This is a genomic window from Mycoplasmopsis equigenitalium, assembly GCF_024498255.1.
Taxonomy (GTDB): Bacteria; Bacillota_I; Bacilli_A; order Mycoplasmatales; family Metamycoplasmataceae; genus Mycoplasma_H; species Mycoplasma_H equigenitalium.
Genome location: NZ_CP101808.1, coordinates 429,970 through 449,599, shown reverse-complemented (window position 1 = coordinate 449,599; position 19,630 = coordinate 429,970). Strand labels below are relative to the sequence as shown.

Here is a 19,630-nt window from a genome sequence, read left to right as displayed (position 1 = left end):
TTATTTATAAAATATTTCATTATATATTATACGTGTAATATTATTATTTAGGCTACAACACTCTATTTAATAAGCAAAAAATGGCATATTTTCGGAAAAAATAAATAAAACCACCAATTATAGCGGTTTTTAATTATTAATTTGAGAACTTATTGTCTTTAACGAATTTGCCATCTTGTTTGGTTACATCATTGTTTCAGAATGGGTAATAACCATAACCAGGTGTGTCTTGGTATCTAGCGAATTGATCTTGTGTTTTTCCATCAAGAATTACAATTCCCGAGACAAGCGATTTATAAACAACTAGACCACGGTATTCGTAACGCACGTTAACATTTAGTTGTCAGTTAACAGTGTGTTCACCGGTTCACTCAAGAGTTAAATCGTATGGCATACCATTTCTTAAACCACCGTTAGAAGAAGCACGTCCACCAAAGACAGGAGCATCACCAAAGAATGATCTTGGTTTTTTATTAAATACAACTTTTTTGCCATCGATTCTAACAAATTCGCGCGCTATGGCAGGTTTTTCTTTATTTAAGTATTTTTCACGTGTGAATTGTCAGTCTTCGAATGAAACACGCATACCCTTAACTTTAGCATCATTAACATAGCCAAATTCTAGTGGGGCTGGGGTTTGGTTAGGGTATCTGTTTAAGTGGAAGTGAATTCCAGTTAGTCCAATTCCTAATCCTTTAGCTCAAAGTGGAATTTCCATTTTTGCATAACCAAATTCTGTTTTAGCAAAGACACGATTAATTACATTACCAGGGTTTTCAGTTGCAACGGTTTTTGTGATCCGATGTGATGTATAGTTGGTGCCTTTATGTTCAGCACTTACTTTGTAAGTTACTTCAAGTAAACGATCATCATCTCTTGGGTTGGTACTAATAATGGTAATGTGGTATTTAGCATCAAGTATTTGTGAACTTCTTTGACCTTTAACGAAGTGAATATCTGATTGTTTAACTTGACTTGGGTCGTTAATGTGATACATTTGTTCAGTATAAGCGCCATTATTATTAAGTCTAATTTCAAGCGAAGATGCAGTGTCGTTAACATCTTTTTGACCGAATTTAATAAAGCCACTAATAGTAATAGTTTTATTTTTAATTACCGCATCAAGACCAGTTCCTCTTCTTACTTGAAGCGTAGCTTGTTTAGTTCCTTCATCAATATTTTCGTTGGTGATTTCATCAACTAAAAGTACGGTCACGCCATGAGTTGCGATCGCTTGATCTCATGATTGATTTGTTAAGTCGGCATCAAGTTCTTTGTAACTATTGTTATAAGTTGCCGAGGTTACTAGAAGATTACCAAACTGACTTGTTTTACCATCTTTAATTTCATTAAGTACTGCATCAACAGCTAGTTCGTTGTTCGCTTTAGCCTTGGTTTTGAAGCCTTCAATTGTGATTTGTTTAGTGTTTGTTACAAGATTTGCGCCTTCGCCAACGCTAAGTCCAAGGGTAATTATTTTGGTTCCAAAATCGGTATTTTCTTGATGAGTAATACTAAAGGTAATTCCTCTTGCTTCTAAACGATCAAGTAATAAGTCGGTATCGTTTACGATATTGTTTGGTGTTGCATAAGTTACTTCTGAAGGCAAGTTAACTTTTTTATTATTGCTTGTGTAAGTATTAGCAAGTTCATTAACTGCCCATTCAAGCAGTTTAGCATTTGCTTGCTTTTTGGTTAAGAAGCCAGTAACTTTTACTTGTTTTTGACTTATGGCATTACCTTTGCTTATTTGTAAAGTGATATTTTTGTAACCATCAAAGTTTTCTTCATTAAGAACTGTAATTTCGACATTTTGTGGTGCGCCTAAGAATGCTAATAAGGCAGTATCTGTATCGTTAGCAAAGGTATTAAAGTCTTTGTTATAGGTTACATCTTTAGTTTCTTGTGATTTATGACTAATAGTATCATACTGTGCTTTGATTGTGTTAACAACAGTATTAACAGCATTTTCATCGTTAATTTGTTGAGTTGTTTTAAAGCCGGTTACACTCAAGTTGTAATTACTTGTTGCTGCACCTTTTTTAATGCTAATTACAAGATTTCTTTGACCATTAGGCTCATCAGGATTATCTTGAACAATTGTAATTTCAAAGCCTTCAGCAACCTTTGCACTTAGATTTATGGCAGTATCAGCATCAAGTGCTGCTAAATCATTATTATAGTTTGCTGTACTTAATAACTGTCCCTTATGGTTTTGTGTTTGGACGCTTGTAGGCAATGAACTAATTAATTCATTGATCTTGTTTAGATTATCTTGAGTAGTTGTTAAATAACCTGTAACTTCAATTGAAACTTTATCACTACCTGCACCTTTATCAATTAATAATTCAATTGTCTTGCTTCCGGCATCATCATTATGACTAGTTGTTCCTAAACGAATTGTTAAGCCATCAGTCATTAATGCTAGAAGATCAAAGTCGATATCTTCATCAAGTTTATTGATGTTAGTATAAGTCACTGTGCTTGGAAGTTTATCCTTATTGAATTTTGTAACTCGATTGTTAATGATTGTTTGAAGTTGTGTTTTAACTTGTGCTACGGCTTGACGATTAGCTTCATCACGTAATTCTTGTTCGTGAATTGCGTTGGTTTTAAAACCAGAAATTTTAATTTCCTTAGTTGTTGTTGCTAGGTCAAGACCACTACCACGTGAAACCTTGATCGTCAAGACTTTATAACCATCAAAATCTGCTTCATTTGTTATTACAAGACTAACACCATGAGTTTGAATGATTTCTGCTAGGTTCATTTCATTAACACCAGCATCAAGGGTAGTGATTGGATCACTTTGAGTTGTATATTTATAATCTTTTGTTAGTGAGTGACTAACATTTGTATCTGTTCCATGAACAAGTTTAGCAAGTGCTTCAGCAACTTGATTGTGGTTTAGGACTTGAAGTGCTGTTCTAAAGCCAGTTACTTTAAAACTTACTTCTTTTGTTACATTACCTTTTAATAATCTAAGGTTTACAAGTTTATATCCATCTTCGTTAGTGATGTTAATAACTTCGATACCTTTAAGTGCTTTAGCTTCAATAATATCTACTTGAATATTAAGTGGGGTATCATCGTCAACATCTTGAAGATTTTGGTATGTAATTTGTGATGTTTGAATATCTTGATTGTTGATTGTAACTTGGTCGGTAAAGAGGTTAGATGCTGCTTCAAGAACTTGTAAATCATCATAATCTTGTTTGGTTTGGAATCCTGTAACTTTAAGAGTTGTGTTTTGTGTTGAAGCTCCCCGATTTACACTTACATTAATTGTCTTTGTTCCATCAGGATTATCACTTGTTGTAAAGGTAATTGTTGTACCAGTTTCAGAAGCAATTCCTTGTAAGTTGAAAGTTGTATCAGCATCAAGCGACGCTAACACATTGTTATATGGATCATTAATGTACTCATTTAGATGTGATTTTGTAACATCTTCTTTATTAAGATTAATTTTTGCAATTGCTTTGTCCACTTGTTTTGCATCATATGCAGCAGCGGTCATATAACTATTAATCTTAATATTTTCTTTTTTAACAACTACGGCATCTTCGCCGTTACCTTTACTTAGTTCTAGTGAAACAAGTTTGTAACCATCGTGGTTAGTTTCGGTAATTAATCTAACAGTGACACCTGCTGGTGAAAGCGTGTTGCCAGCATCTTCGACACTAGCAATTAACTTCGCAATTTCATTTGCAAAATCATCCTGATTTGCCATTTTTTCAGTATTTTTTGTTGAATATTCTTGAAGAATTGCATTTTTCGCACTTTCAACAGCTTTTTCATTATCGTCTTTAGCTTTGGTTTTAAAGCCTTCGATTGTAATTACTTTGGTATCAGTTACTTCGTCTGCACCACTTCCAACACTTAAGTTAAGCGCAATTGTTTTGGTACCCGACTCTGTATCTTGTTGGGTTTGAATTGTAACCTTTACACCTTTACTTGTAAGGTTATCAACAACTAAATTAGTGTTGTTTACAATTTCTTGGATTGTGTTGTATGTTAATGCATTTGGTAATTTGTTTTCGTTACCGTTGCTTGTGTAAGTATCTAATAATTGATTTTTTGCTCAAGCTACTAATTTTGTGTTGATATCTTTTTGTGTTGCGTAACCAGTTACTTTTATTTGTTTTTCTTCAACTGAGTCGCCTTTAGTAACTTGTAGAGTTATATTTTTAAAACCATCGTGATTATCTTCAGTGTTGATGATACTAATTTCGACAGATTTAGGCGCTTCTAAGTAACTTAACAATACAGGGTTGGTGTCATTAGCAAGGGTTGTAAAGTTTCTGTGGTAATTTACATCTTTTGCTTGTTTTTCTTTATTGTTAATTGTTACGTATTCATTTTCAATTAAATTAATTACTTCATTTACTGTTTTTTCATCTTCGATTTGTTTAGTTGTTGTGAAACCAGTAATTGTAAGTCTATGAGTTTTGGTGTAGTGATTGTAATAGTCATTGTCTGTAAAAGTGATCTCGATCTCTTTTGTACCAGCGGCATCATTGTTCGAAATTTCGCTAAAAGTAATGTTGTATAAACTTGAGTAATTAGCAAGTTTTGTTGATAAATTTAAACCTGTATCAGCATCCAATAATGTTAAATTATTAGAGTAATTCGTAGCAGAAGGAAGTTTACTTTTATTGTTAATGGTTGATACTGTTGTTGGTAATGACTTAACCGCTTCATTAATTGCTTTTTCATATTCTGGCATGAATCCGCTAACTGAAATTGTTTCAGTTGCTTGTGCATCATAACATTGAATTGTGAATGAAATAAGCATAAACATTTGACCATGATTTGTTCCATACTTGCTGTTATTCATATTTATTTTTACACTAACATTGGCGTTTTCGGGTTTTCTTAATTCATCATATAATTTTAGTTCTGTATCTTTTACAATCTCGTAAATACTTTCAACATCTTTAGTGTAAATTTTAAATGCCTCACCCATCGTCGAATTTTTGTATTTCTTAGTTATTTGATTATTATTGGCCGCGATATATGCTCTAATTCTTTCAACTTTCTCAGCATTTTCTTTTGCAAAAAGCTGATCATGTGTTGCAAAACCATTGACGCTTATTTCAAGAGTATCTGACATATTTTTAAGTATAGGGTCTTTTGCTGTAATAGAAATTTTAAATGTTTTAAACCCGGCAAAAGAAGTTTCCTCAATTATAAAGAATTCAACATTATACTGTGAGGTAATTTCACTAAATTTAACTCTATCAACAGGTTTGACAATATCTAGATCAAGTTGATCAACTGGAGTAGGACCACCATTAAAGTAATGTATTTGATTTGCAAGCAAATGACTGTATCTTGTTATAGTTTGATTTCTAGAAACTTTTGACTTAGCGATCATAAATTTATTATATGCATCAGCGTATTCTTTTGTTTGATATCCTAAAACTTCTAATTTTACTTCTTTGCTTGCTTTACCTTTTGTTACTCTTAAATGAACTATTTTAGTTCTATCATCATTATTTTCTTCTTTTACAATTGAAATTGTTGTTCCATCCGCTGTTATGATTGAATTTAAATCGTAAGTAATATCGGTATCAAGTTCATTAATATTAGAATACTTAGCTCCTGATGATGATGTATTTTTATGTGAAGTTGTTGTTCTGTCATTTGCTTGGATAGCACTAATTTTTGCAACTGAACTATTAACCGCGTTCAAATCATCATAATCTTGTTTGGTTTGGAAGCCTGTAACTTTAAGAGTTGTGTTTTGTGTTGTGGCATTTCGAGTTACTCTTACATTAATTGTCTTTGTTCCATCAGTATTGTCGGTTGTTGTAAAGGTAATTGTTGTACCAGTTTCAGAAGCAATTCCTTGTAAGTTGAAAGTTGTATCAGCATCAAGCGACGCTAACACATTGTTATATGGATCATTAATGTACTCATTTAGATGTGATTTTGTAACATCTTCTTTATTAAGATTAATTTTTGCAATTGCTTTGTCTACTTGTTTTTCATTATATGCAGCTGCAGCCATATAACCATTAATCTTAATATTTTCTTTTTTAACAACTACGGCATCTTCGCCGTTACCTTTACTTAATTCTAGTGAAACAAGTTTGTAACCATCGTGGTTAGTTTCGGTAATTAATCTAACAGTAACACCTGCTGGTGAAAGCGTGTTGCCGGCATCTTCGACACTAGCAATTAACTTCGTAATTTCATTTGTAAAATCATCGTGATTTGCCATTTTTTCAGTATTTTTTGTTGAATATTCTTGAAGAATTGCATTTTTTGCACTTTCAACAGCTTTTTCATTATCGTCTTTAGCTTTGGTTTTAAAACCTTCGATTTTAATTACTTTGGTATCAGTTACTTCGTCTGCGCCGTTTCCAACACTTAAGTTAAGCGTAATTGTTTTGGTACCCGACTCTGTATCTTGTTGGGTTTGAATTGTAACCTTTACACCTTTACTTGTAAGGTTATCAACAACTAAATTAGTGTTGTTTATAATGTCTTGAATTTCTGAGTATGTTACTGCGCTTGGTAATTTATTTTCATTACCATTGCTTGTGTAAGTGTTAAGTAATTGACTCTTAGCTCAGGTCACTAATTTTGTATTAATATCTTTTTGTGTTGCGTAACCAGTTACTTTTATTTGTTTTTCTTTAACTGTGTCACCTTTAGTAACTTGTAAAGTTATATTTTTAAAACCATCGTGATTTTCTTCAGTGTTGATAATGTTAATTGTTACTAAATAAGGAACGGATAGATAACTTAATAAAGTTGTATCGGTATCGTTAGCGAATGTTGTAAAGTTTCTTTCATAATTTACATCTTTTGCTTGAACTTGGGTATGAGTTTTTGTTACGTATTCATTTTGAATTAAACCAAGTACCTGATTTACAGTGTTTTCATCTTCAACTTGTTTAGTTGTTTTAAAACCACTAATAGTTAAATTATGAGTTTTAGTTGTTGCGTCTTTAGTAATTGTTAGAACAAGATTTTTTTGACCAGCAGCAGCATCTTCTGTATCACTGGTAATTATAATACTTATGCCATCCACCGCTTTATTAACTAAGTTTAAACCTGTGTCAGCATCTAATTTTGCTAACTCGTTATTGTAATTCACTGCACTAGGTATTTTACCTTTGTTAGTTAGTGTTTTAACACTTGAAGGTAATAAGTTAATCAATTCATTAACTTTGTTTTCATCATTTTTGGCTGTCGTTAAATATTCTGAAACAGTAAGTGTAATCGTATCGCTGCCAACACCTTTACTAATTAATAATTCAATTTCTTTTGTTCCTAAATCATTATTTGATCTTGAACTTTCTAATTCAATTTTTAGCCCATTAACCATTAATGAATTAATGTCAAAAGCAATATCTTCATCAAATTCACTAAGAGTTACATATGTAACTGCTTCTGGTAGGTAATCTTTGTTATTAATTGTTACTTGGTTATTGATAATTGCTTGTAATTGACTTTTTGCAGCAGCAACTGTAGCGATATCTGCTTTATCCGCTTGTTCTTTATCGTATGTTGCTTGGGTTTTGAATCCAACAACTTTAATTTCTTTTGTTGCGCTGGCAACATTTGGTACATCACCACAAGTGACATTAATTGTTACTAGTTTATAACCATCAAAATCTTTTTCTTCACTTATGGTTAGTGTTACACCATTTGTTTGTGCAATTTGATTTAAGTCTAATTCACGAATTCCAGCATCTAGTGTAGCAATCGGGTCGGTTTTATCTTTATATTTATAGTTTTTTGTCAAAAAGTCACTAACATCAGCATCTTTTCCGGAAATAATTTGATTAATTGCACTCTCAACTTTTGCGTAATTAGCAGCTAATTGTGCTGTTCTAAAACCAGTGATTTTAAGATTAACTCCTGATTTAGATACATTACCTTTGGTAAGGGTAAGATTTAAGGTTTTTACACCATCTCCATTGTTAACACTAACAATTTGAATTCCACTTAAACCTTTGGCAACAATCACATCATTTTGTAAATCAAGAGCAATGTCAGTATCTACCGCATTAATATCTAGATACTTAACTTCACTTGCTTGTTTTGTTTTGTTGTTTATTGTTTCTTGCGCTGTAATTAATAAAGCGGCAGCATCAAGTTCTAATAAATCATTATGGTCTTGTTCGGTTTGGAAACCGGTTATTTTGAGGGTAGTAGTTTTAGTTGTTGCACCACGTTTTACACTAACATTAATTGTTTTTGTTCCATCAGGATTATCACTTGTTGTAAAGGTAATTGTTGTACCAGTTTCAGATGCAATTTTTTGCAAGTTGAAAGTAGTATCAGCATCAAGTAATGCTAAGTCGCTATTATATGGGTCATTAATAAATTCATTTTGATGCGTTTTAGTTGTATCTTCTGTTTTCTTATTGATTGCAGCAAGTGTATCATCCACTAATTTCTCATCATAACCTGCAGCTGTTAGATAATTAATAATTTTAATGTCTTTTGTGACAGTAACGGCATCTTTCCCTTCGCCTTTACTTAATTCTAAAGTTAAAATTTTAAATCCATCATCATTGTTTTCGGCATTTATTTTGATACTTACACCGTTAGTTGGTTTTAAAGTATTACTTGGATCGTTAACTGTAGCTAGTAAGTTGTTAAGATCGTAATTTATAATATCCAAATCTGCAGTTTTTTCAGTATTTTTTGTTGAATATTCTTGAAGAATTGCATTTTTTGTATTTTCAACAGCCGCTTCATTATCGGCTTTTGCTTTGGTTTTGTAACCACAAATTACAACTTCTTTAACACCAGAAGTCGCTTTATTAGCACCTGTACCTCGACTAATAACAACATTTAAAATTTTGCGACCATCCAAGGTGTTTTCTTTTAATGTTACATTTAACTCAACTTTATATGTATTTTGAACGCGCAATAAGTTAATTGTATCGCCACTGCCCGCCAAAACAGTATCAGCAACAAGTGTTGCTAGATCTAGGTTGTTATAAGTTACATCTTCAGGAAGAGTGTTTGTATTATTAATTGTTGAAGCTTCGGTATTAAGATTTGCGAATGCTAAATCAACCTGATCTTTATTGTATATATTTTCAGGCTTAAAGTTTGTAATCTTGAATGTATGGGTTGAGTCAGTTGTATCGCCTGCTACAATTTTTAATTTAATTGTCTTTGTTCCCGCAACATCGTCATCAATTGCGTAATTATTAACATCGAATATAAAGTTAACACCTAATTCAGCTTCAATACCGCGTAAATTATGAGCGATGTCATCATCTAGTTCTTGATATAAAGTATATTTTGTTTCTGATGCTAAATCGTTGGTGTTTTTAATTGTTGGAGTATCGGTTAATCTTGCTTTTGCTTGCGCGATCAATTCCATTTCTTGGTATTTTTTGTACCCATCAGCTGTGTTATAACCACTAATTGTAATGGTTTTTTCTTTAAATGAATTGTTTCTTGAAACACGAATCTTAACTTCTTTTGTTCCTAAATCATCATGGTTAATTGCTTTAGTTGTTGTTCCTATTTTAACAACTTCAATTATTACTTTGTATGTGTTTCTAAGTTTTAAAATATGTACATTAGGTAAGTCTTCATCAAAACCTTGGACATCAACGTATTGTACAAGCGAAGGTTTAAGTTTAGCGTGTTCATTTGTTTCTTCGATTTTGTCATCTGTAATTTGCGCTAATGCAGCATTAACTTTTTCCATGTCTTTTGCATTAGTGTTGTAACCTTTGATAGTTACAAGCACTTCTTTTTTAATGCTTGGGTTATCTTTTTGAGTAATTAACAATTTAATTGTTTTTGTACCTAAATCATCATTATTTTGTGCTTCGCCAATATTGGTGATATTGGTAATTATTACTCCAAATTTTTGTTCAATTGATGTAATTGAATCATTAGTATTAATTATGGCATCGTTTTTAAAGTCTTCAAAATTGTCGTATTTAATTTGAGTTGGTAAAAACTCACCTTTTGTTATGGTAGAAGCATTGAGGAAAAGTTCTGCTGCTTTTTCAACATTTTCTTTGCCAGAAATTGCTTTAAATCCACTAACGGTTAACTTTTTTGTAATAATGCTTTTGCCGTCTTTTTGGACGGTTACAGCAACAATTTTTTGTCCCTTGTAATCGATGTTTGTCACTTCTTGTACGCTATATGTGTAACCTAATTCATTAATGTATCCAAGTTTGTTATTGGTGTCGGCGTTAAAAGCAGCAAGATCAGGATATGACACTTTTGATGGTAATTTTCCTGTCGAAACTGTTTTGAGCTCTGTTTTTAACAAATCATCAAAAAAACTAAATGCTGGTTTAAAACCAATAACTTCTTTATTTAATTCAGTTACTTTACCATTTTGGGTGATTGTAATTTGAAGTTGTAATTTTCCGAGTCCATCATCAGCACTTATACTTTTTACAGTGAATGTGGCATCTTGAGGGAAATTAATAAAACCTATTTCATTTTGCTTAACATTACTTGCTAAACGTTCACTTTTATCTTTAATGGGTTTTAATTCATAATAAGCAGAAATTGGTTTTTCGGTTTGTTGTTTTCAATATAGAACACCAGTTGATGCGGCTACAGCTGCTAAAGGCGCAACAAGTAGTAATCCTAATATAACTTTCTTTTTCTTAGACATATCTTGTCCTTTCTCGTATACGTTTGTTTAATCATTTTTATATATACATTAGTATAAAATCATTAATATTATATTCTAAATATAATATGGGGTTATTTTTTGATTGTTTTTGCCAAAAAAAAAAAAAAAAAAGATAAAAATCAAGAAAAATGAACAAAAAACATTGAAAATCTGTTGTTTTATTCTAAAGAAAGATCTAGATTTACTGGTTCCTTACTTAGTCATATGTTGTTTTATTTTGTTTTCAAATCGTTAATAGCAACCTGTTTGTTTTTTAATATTCCATACTTATCCCAGATGCTAATAAAAGTTCTAATGATGCAACTTTTTACTTTATATATTTTTAAAATATGTTTTTGTTACATATAAATAAACAAATACAACGTATTTATATAAATCTCCAAAAAAGTACAAATGGTGGTATGAGAATATAAATTTTTAATTTTATAAAGATATATACAATACCAATTTAAGGCGTATAAAAATATCAGAAATAAATTAAGCTAAATAGTATATAATAAAATAACATTTGGCGAGTGTGGCGAAGTGGTTAACGCATCGGGTTGTGGCTCCGACATTCGCGGGTTCGATTCCCGTCGCTTGCCCCATTATGTTGTAAGAACACCAAAAAAACACCATTAATAGTGGTGTTTTTAATTAATTATTTTTAATTAAAGTTAATCAGAAGATTATTAAATATTAAGCGGACATATGATAACTTTCTAACACGGTAACCCTGTCTTTAAGTTCGGCAACATCTTTTTCAATTTTATCTAATCTATTTGATAATCTAGTTTCAACCCCAGCAATTGCACCAAGTAAGGTTTTAGTAAGTGTTTCAAACTTTTCTTCAAATTTCGCCTCAAAGCTATCAAATCTCTTATCAATTTGATCAAATCTTTGGTCTATTTGAACAAATTTTTCATCTATCTGTTCGAATTTCTTATCAATTTGATCAAATCTCTGATCTACTTGAGCAAATTTTTCATCTATTTGTTTGAATTTTTTATCAATTTGATCAAATTTCTGATCTATTTGTTTGAATTTATCGTTTTCGGGTTTTTGTTTCATATTATTTTGATCTATTTTTGCAATCAATCAAAGGATATTAGGTTCGTTTTCAAACATCATTTGAAACATATCAACATCCGAGTAACGCTTTAAAATAGACATTACCTCCTTCTTGGTTAGTTTAGTTGCATCTTTAATTAAATTATAAAGTGCATTTTTATTTTTGAACATATTTCACCTCCTTTCTTTTTTATATCCACCTATATATGTATTCTGGAGGGGTAAAAATACGTCAAAAAATAAAAAAATATGAAAAATTGCTGTTTTTTCATAGTTGCTTTCGTTGATTTTGGTTTTTTTAAATAAAAATAACAATTTGTTAAAAAGGGAGAATTTTAATAATACAAAAATATTGTTTTTTCAGTAAAAAATATTGAATTTTTGTTGTAAATATAAAAAAATAATACAAAAAAACACCTTGAAAACAGGTGTTTTTTTTACATCGATATTTTTTTAAACGAGAAGTGCTGTGAGAGCAAAGTAGGCAATAAATGCTACCGCTAAACCATACATCATTGGGTGAATTTCTTTGAATTTACCACGAACCATTTGCATAACCACGAAACTAATAAATCCAAATGCAATACCGTTTGTAATTGAGTATGTTAGTGTCATAAAGAGAATGGTTGCAAATGCGGGTAAAGTAATGGTTACATCTTCTCAGTTAAGATTTTTAAGCTGTACAACCATCATTGCTCCAACAGTGAACAACACCATAGATGTTGATGCGCTTGTACTAAATATTTTGATAGCAGGGAAAAGTGGAATTGATAACGCAAATAAAACTGCAATAGTAACTGCGGTAAGTCCGGTTTTGCCACCTGCTTTAATACCTGCAGTTGACTCAATATAAGTTGTTACAGCACTTGTTCCTAAAACGGCACCTGCTACAGTTGCAATTGAGTCTGAAATAAGACCTTTATGTGCGCCTTTAAGTTCACCTTTTTCATCAACGATTCCTAATGGTTCGGTTACTCCCATAAAAGTTCCAATTGTATCGAACATATCAACAAACAAGAATGATACTAAAATACCAATTAAACTAATTTTTCAGAAGTTTTGAGTAAAGATTGCGACTACACCTTTACCAATTACGTTTTTGTATTCTGCTAAGGTTGAGTAATCAAATCCTTCAAATTTTGGTAAACCATCTAGAGTCGCACCATTATTTACAGCGTAGTAAATATAATTAATAATAATTCCTACAACAGTAGTAGCTACGATTGAAACAATAAAGTTAAATTTAAAATTGATTGAATAAAGAATAATTGATAAAACGATTCCACCTAATGCAAGTAAAACTTTAGGTTGAGTTAAATCGCCAAGTGCTACAGCAGTACCAGGATTTTTAACAATAATTCCAGCATTTTGTAATCCTACAAAAGCGATAAAGAATCCAATTCCAGCACCGATTGCTAATTTTAGATCCTTTGGTATTGCTTTGATCATAATTCTTCTGAGTGGTGTTAAAGAAATAATTAAGAAGAGAAGACCAGCAAGTAATGCAGCACCAAGAGCTTCTTCTGGTTTATATTTAAATTGACCCATTACTACATATGTAAAGAAAGCATTGATTCCCATTCCTGGAGCTAGTCCTAGTGGTAAATTACCAAAGAATCCCATAACCATTGTTCCGACAAAAGCCGAAAGCGCTGTTGCAAGAAATGCACCACCCCATGGAAGTCCAAGAACTACTGTTTCTGGTTTACCGGTAACAGCATCGATTATTGGTTTTCCATTAATATCGAGTTTATCAACCCTAAACTCAAGCATACTTGGGTTAACAACTAGAATATAGCACATTGCAAGGAATGTAATAATTCCGGCAATAATTTCCCTTTTTCAATTTGTGTTTCTTTCACTTAAACGAAAGAAACGATCTACTCAGCTTTGTTTTTTCTGAGTAACAACCCCATTACCATTCACATTTTGTGAATTTTCAGGGTTGTTTTGTCTGATATCGTTGTCGATATCGTTGTTTTGATTCATATTTCTACCCCTTTTTTTTTAAAATTTGAAACGAAAAATAAAAAAATCCACTTCCGTTTCGTGTGAATTTTCGTAAAACAATCCTCGTTGCCTTACTAGTAAAGTATATAGATATTTTTAAAAAAATATCGTTTTTATTTTTTATTTTTTGAAAAATCTTTTTTCTTAATTTTTGTATAATAGATAAGCAATACATAAAGACAGTAACAGCCTTGCTTAATATGTTACCGAGTGTATCTCTTGTTTTTTATTTATTGCAAAAAATGAAAGGAGGCGTCATGGCCGACTCTAAATTTCGTTTAATTAAAAAAGATACTGTGAAAGAAATTAGTAACAAGCTTGCTAATTCTAAAGCATTAGTTGTGGCACAATACAGTGGTCTAAAAGTTTCGGAATTACAAACTTTACGTCGTGAAGCAAAACATCACGGTGTAGATATCAAAGTTTATAAAAACCGTCTTTTTAAATTAGCTGCTGCCGACGCTAAATTAAACGATCTAGATCAATATTTAGTAGGTTCATCAATTTTTGCTTTTAGTAATAATGATGATATGTCTGCTGCTAAAGTTTTATCAGCTTTTGCGAAAACAAACAAGTTGCTTGTAATTAAAGCTGGTACATATGAAGGAAAAGTGATCGATGCTGATGGTGTCAAAATGGTGGCAAGCTTGCCAACTTATGAAGAAGCGCTTGGCATTCTTGGCCGTTCACTACTCGCTCCCCTTCAACAAATTTCAATTGGCTTAAAAATGCTTGTTGATGAAAATAAATTAGCTAATTAATATATATAGATAAGAAAGGAATTATCATGGCAAAATTAACTAAAGAAAGTTTTATTAGTTCATTAAAAGAAATGAGCATCAAAGAAGTAATGGAACTTGTTGATGCAATGAAAGAAGAATTTGGTATTGACCCTAGTGCTGTTGCAGTTGCTGCTGGTCCAGCAGCTGGTGGTGAGGCTGCTGAAGAAAAATCAACAGTTAAATTAATGCTAAAAGGAGATGGTGGTGCTAAAATCCCTACTCTTAAAGCAGTTAAAGAAGCACTTAACTTATCACTTATGGATGCAAAAAAACTTGTTGAATCAGCACCTGTTGCTTTACTAGACAACGCAAAACCTGAAGAAGCAGAAGCGCTTAAAGCAAAAATTCTTGAACTTTCACCTACAGCTGAACTTGAAGTTGAATAATTAAAATAATTAGAAATAGATTACAGATTACAAAGTAATCTATTTTTTTTTATTTTTCAAAAAATATCGAAATTATCAAAGTGCCTAATTTGCGCCATTTTTTATGTTTTTTTGTTAGATTTTTGCTCATTAACACAAAACAAGCACAAAGCAAAAAATAAGATAAAAAATATTTTAAAAAAAATAAAAAATTTATTTTAAGCCTTTAAAAGTCGCAAAAAATAACTTTTTGGTTTTTATGGTTTTTTTATTTGTGGAAGTACTTTGAGATCTTGTTTTTTGAATTATTATAATAATACACACTATTACAAAAGGAGAAAGGGTTTATGAAAATTACAAAAAAAACACTAAAACCAAAAACACAAAAAAATGACAAAATTCGTCAAAAAAATGCCTATTATTACGAATCGGTTTCACCAATTGAATACGTTAAAAAAGGATTCAAAGGCCGTTTACGTTCAGTTAACTGAAACTGAATTAATGATGATAAGGATTTAGAAGTTTGAAGCCGGGTAACACAAAACTTTTGATTACCTGAAAAAATTCCAGTATCAAATGACTTGAAATCATGAAATTCATTGTCAGAAAACTGACAACAACTTATTACAAGAACATTTACTGGTCTTACCTTATTAGACACAATTCAAGCTACAGTTTGTGATATTGCACAAATTGAAAATGGATTAACAGACCATGAACAAGTTATTTATGCTAACTTTGCATTTATGGTTGGGGTTCATGCTCGAAGTTATGGAACAATTTTCTCGACACTTTGTTCAAGCGAACAAATTGAAGAGGCGCACGATTGAGTAATCAGTAACGAATCACTTCAAAATCGTGCTAAAGCTTTAATTCCATTTTATTCATGTGGTGACCCGCTCAAATCAAAAGTTGCTGCTGCCTTAATGCCAGGATTTTTACTTTATGGTGGTTTCTACTTACCATTTTATTTAGCAGCTAGAAGCAAGTTGCCAAACACCAGTGATATTATCCGTCTAATTTTACGTGACAAAGTTATCCACAATTACTACAGTGGTTATAAATACCAACGTAAATTGGCAAAAGCAACACCCGAAAGACAAGCAGAAATGAAAAAATTCACTTTCGATTTAACTTACAAATTAATCGATTTAGAAAAGAAATATTTAACTGAACTTTATAAAGGATTCGAGCTAGAAAACGGTCAAAGTTTAGCAGAAGACGCTATTCGTTTCAGCCTTTATAATGCTGGTAAGTTTTTACAAAACTTAGGTTACGAGTCGCCATTTACCGATGAAGAAACTAAAATTTCGCCAGAAGTATTTGCACAATTATCAGCTCGTGCTGATGAAAATCACGACTTCTTCTCAGGAAACGGAAGTTCATACGTGATGGGAGTTAGTGAAGAAACAGAAGATGAAGATTGGGAGTTTTAATCATGCATAAAGATATTATTAAAGTTAAAGGAATTGACAAACCAAGTGGTGACATTCTTTGTGTTTATTATTCAAGTTTAACCGAAAATACACACACATTTGTGACCCAAAAGCTTAAATTAGATTCATTACGTATTCCATACGAAAAAAAACTAGTTAATAAAGATGACAAACCAGTTGAAGGTACTATTTTAGTTGATCGTGACTATGTGTTATTTTGTCCAACATTTAGTGGCGGCGGCGAATTCAAAGAAGGCGCCGTGCCAAAAGAAGTGATTAAATTTTTAAATGTTAAACAAAATCGCGATCACTGTAAAGGGGTAATTGTTTCAGGTAACACCAACTTTAATGAAACATTTGCTCTTGCTGGTCCAATTTTAAGTAAAAAATTAAATGTACCATTACTTTACCAATTTGAGTTACGTGGTACAAATGACGATGTTACTAGAGTAAGACAAATTTTGACCGATTTTTGAGGAAAATAACAATTAAAACAACAGAAATATAAAGGAATTATATGAGCAGTAAATTAATGAAAGAGGATGATGAATACATCACTCTAAATGCGATAGCAAGTATGAAAATAAATGGTAAATACCATTTTGAATCGGATAAAGAATCAGTTAAACAATATATGAAGCACCATGTTTTGCCTAAAATGAAAAAATTTGAAAGTGAACAAGATCGTTTATTCTATTTAGTTGAAAATCATTACTATGAACCAGAATGAATTGCAAAATATGGAACAGAAAAAGTTGTTGAACTTATCGAGTATGCAAAATCATTCAATCACAAATTCCCTGGTTTTATGGGGGCGTTTAAGTTTTTTAGTACATATTGTTTAAAATCATTTAACGAACAAGAGTATCTAGAAACTTATGAACACAGAGTGGTGATGAACGCGCTTGTTTTAGGTGATGGAAACTTTGAACGGGCACACAATTTAGTCAAAGATATGATGCTAGGTCGTTTTCAACCAGCGACGCCAACATTCTTAAATGCAGGTAAAAAACAACGGGGCGAATTCGTCTCGTGTTATTTACTTCGTGTCGAAGACAATATGGAATCAATCGCTCGGGGAATTTCGACTAGTTTACAATTATCAAAACGCGCCGGTGGTGTGGCACTTTGTTTAACTAATTTACGTGAATTTGGGGCACCAATTAAGAATCTTGAGAACCAAGCAACCGGGCTAATTCCAGTTATGAAATTACTTGAAGACTCATTTAGCTATGCAAATCAACTTGGCCAAAGACCTGGTGCTGGTGCGGTTTATATTAATGTGCACCACCCTGATGTAATGTCGTTTCTTGATACAAAACGTGAAAATGCGGATGAAAAAATTAGAATTAAGTCGCTTTCACTTGGTTTAGTGGTTCCTGATATTACCTTTGAATTAGCTAAAAATAACGAAGAAATGGCACTTTTCTCACCATATGATGTTCAAAAAGAGTATGGTAAATCGTTTAGTGATATCTCAATTACGCAAGAGTACCATAATTTAGTTAAGAATCCTCGCATTAAAAAAACATACATTAATGCTCGAAAAATTTTCCAAACAATAGCAGAATTACAATTCGAGTCTGGTTATCCATATATTTTATTTGATGATACGGTTAATAACCGTAATCCACACCCAGGTCGAATTGTAATGTCAAACCTTTGTTCAGAAATAGCACAACCATCAACCGAATCAACATTTAATCAAGACTTAACATTTAAAACAATTGGAAAAGATATTTCATGTAACTTGGGTAGTTTAAATATTGCTTACATGATGGAATCAGCAGACGATTTTAGTAATGTTGTTGAACGGGCAATTCGTGCTCTAGATGTTGTTTCACGACAAGCTGATTTAGATAGTGCACCAAGCGTTAAAAATGGTAACGAAGCTAACCATGCCTTAGGTTTGGGAGCAATGAATATGCATGGTTTTCTTGCAACTAATGGTGTTTATTATGATTCGCCCGAAGCCCTAGATTTTACCAATATTTTCTTTTACACCGTTGCTTATTATGCTTACAAAGCATCGAACAAAATGGTATCTGAATTTGGAAAATTTAAAGGTTTTAGCGAGAGTCAATATGCTAATGGTAAGTATTTAGAAAAATACACCAAATGTGATGAAGATGAATATTTACCAAAAACAAATAAAGTAAAACATATTTTTGAAAAAGCCAATATTCATATTCCAACTCAGGCTGAATGAATCGCACTTTCGAAAAAAATTATGAAGGAAGGGTTGGCCAATTCACACTTAATGGCGATTGCACCAACTGGCTCAATTTCATATCTTAGCTCATGTACTCCAAGTTTACAACCTGTTGTAGCACCAGTTGAAATTAGAAAAGAGGGGAAAGTTGGTCGGGTATATGTTCCAGCCTTTAAAATTACCAATACCAACTTACCATATTATGAAAAGGGAGCTTACGAGTTAGGACCTAATCCAATTATTGACTTAGTTGCGGAAGCACAAAAACACGTTGATCAAGCCATTTCGCTTACCTTATTTATGACCGACAAAGCAACTACTCGTGATTTAAACAAGGCATATATTCGAGCATTTACTAAAAAATGTTCTTCAATTTATTATGTTAGATTACGTCAAGAGGTACTTGAAGGTAGCGAAAACCTTGAATGTGAAACCTGTATGATTTAATAAAAAAAGTAGCGAGCGCTACTTTTTTTATTTACTTGCTTTAAAAATTAATTGTTTCTTTTGAATTTTACCGTATTTAATTTGTGATAGTCGGTGTCGTTTTGATTCGGGAATTACTACCATAATAATTCCTGCGAAATCTAAATGTGATTGTAAGTAGGCTAAATTTAATTTTAAAAGTGCCTGTCTTTTGCGTACTTTTTGATTTTGTTTAACTAGTAAATCGATTCCTTGGCCTTGAAGTTGGGTAGTTTGTGTACCAATATGAAGTAAAACACTAACATTTTTATTTGAAATAATCAGTGCATGATTTGTTTCATTAATGGCACTAATAACGCCACTAATAGGAGCATAGAGGGTAACCTCGTCACCATCTGGTTCAATCATTACACCTTCGCCTAAGCGTCCCTCGCAAAAGATTTGATCGTTTAATAATTTTAAGGATAAAACCTCACCATCGCAGGGTGAATATATTCTTGTTTTGCAAAGAAAAAATCATTTAATCATTTACTTCTATTGTAATTGAATTTAAAAAACAATCAAAAAAGCAGACCAAAGCCTGCTTTTTTTGTTGATTTATCAGTAAACTGCAAACCAACCTGGTTATCTTAAGGTTATACGGTTTTATCTTTGTTTTTTGATAAATGCTCAAATGTTTTTAAGCGACATATTACTTCTTTAAA

At 31.9% G+C, this 19,630-nt stretch carries 9 protein-coding genes and 1 tRNA gene; 6 read left to right on the top strand and 4 right to left on the bottom strand.

The window, feature by feature from the left end; all coding sequences use genetic code 4:
- Window positions 1-136: 136 nt before the first annotated feature.
- Window positions 137-10,624: a lipoprotein 17-related variable surface protein gene (locus tag NPA09_RS02085; RefSeq protein ID WP_129721655.1), complete on the bottom strand. Its 10,488-nt coding sequence runs from the start codon at window positions 10,622-10,624 to the stop codon at window positions 137-139.
- A gap of 532 nt (window positions 10,625-11,156) precedes the next feature.
- On the opposite strand from NPA09_RS02085, the gene NPA09_RS02080 reads away from it, so the two are divergent.
- Window positions 11,157-11,232 (top strand) — tRNA-His (locus NPA09_RS02080).
- A 91-nt stretch (window positions 11,233-11,323) separates the two neighbouring features.
- On the opposite strand, the gene NPA09_RS02075 is transcribed toward NPA09_RS02080, so the two are convergent.
- Complete coding sequence (locus tag NPA09_RS02075; RefSeq protein ID WP_129721657.1) at window positions 11,324-11,866, bottom strand: hypothetical protein; 543 nt, start codon at window positions 11,864-11,866, stop codon at window positions 11,324-11,326.
- Between the two features lie 282 nt (window positions 11,867-12,148).
- Entirely contained in the window at window positions 12,149-13,684 is a 1,536-nt protein-coding gene (locus tag NPA09_RS02070) for an NCS2 family permease (RefSeq protein ID WP_129721659.1), read from the bottom strand.
- Window positions 13,685-13,962: 278 nt separating this feature from the next.
- Between NPA09_RS02070 and rplJ the strand changes: the two genes are divergently transcribed.
- The 5 genes from rplJ to nrdE all read left to right on the top strand — a co-directional run bounded on the left by rplJ (window position 13,963) and on the right by nrdE (window position 18,947).
- The gene (rplJ, locus tag NPA09_RS02065) at window positions 13,963-14,466 is read left to right on the top strand and encodes a 50S ribosomal protein L10 (RefSeq protein ID WP_129721661.1); all 504 of its coding nucleotides are present in this window, start codon (window positions 13,963-13,965) and stop codon (window positions 14,464-14,466) included.
- Between the two features lie 26 nt (window positions 14,467-14,492).
- Entirely contained in the window at window positions 14,493-14,873 is a 381-nt protein-coding gene (gene rplL, locus NPA09_RS02060; RefSeq protein ID WP_129721663.1) for a 50S ribosomal protein L7/L12, read from the top strand.
- A gap of 326 nt (window positions 14,874-15,199) precedes the next feature.
- Window positions 15,200-16,288, top strand: coding sequence for a class 1b ribonucleoside-diphosphate reductase subunit beta (gene nrdF, locus NPA09_RS02055; RefSeq protein ID WP_129721665.1), 1,089 nt, complete (start codon window positions 15,200-15,202; stop codon window positions 16,286-16,288).
- Between the two features lie 2 nt (window positions 16,289-16,290).
- Window positions 16,291-16,773: a class Ib ribonucleoside-diphosphate reductase assembly flavoprotein NrdI gene (gene nrdI, locus NPA09_RS02050; protein WP_256541805.1), complete on the top strand. Its 483-nt coding sequence runs from the start codon at window positions 16,291-16,293 to the stop codon at window positions 16,771-16,773.
- Window positions 16,774-16,805: 32 nt separating this feature from the next.
- On the top strand, window positions 16,806-18,947 hold the full coding sequence (gene nrdE, locus NPA09_RS02045) for a class 1b ribonucleoside-diphosphate reductase subunit alpha (RefSeq protein ID WP_165036216.1): 2,142 nt from the start codon (window positions 16,806-16,808) through the stop codon (window positions 18,945-18,947).
- Between the two features lie 27 nt (window positions 18,948-18,974).
- Here nrdE and NPA09_RS02040 read toward each other — a convergent pair whose 3' ends face one another.
- Window positions 18,975-19,454, bottom strand: coding sequence for a PTS sugar transporter subunit IIA (locus tag NPA09_RS02040; protein ID WP_129721669.1), 480 nt, complete (start codon window positions 19,452-19,454; stop codon window positions 18,975-18,977).
- Window positions 19,455-19,630 lie beyond the last annotated feature (176 nt).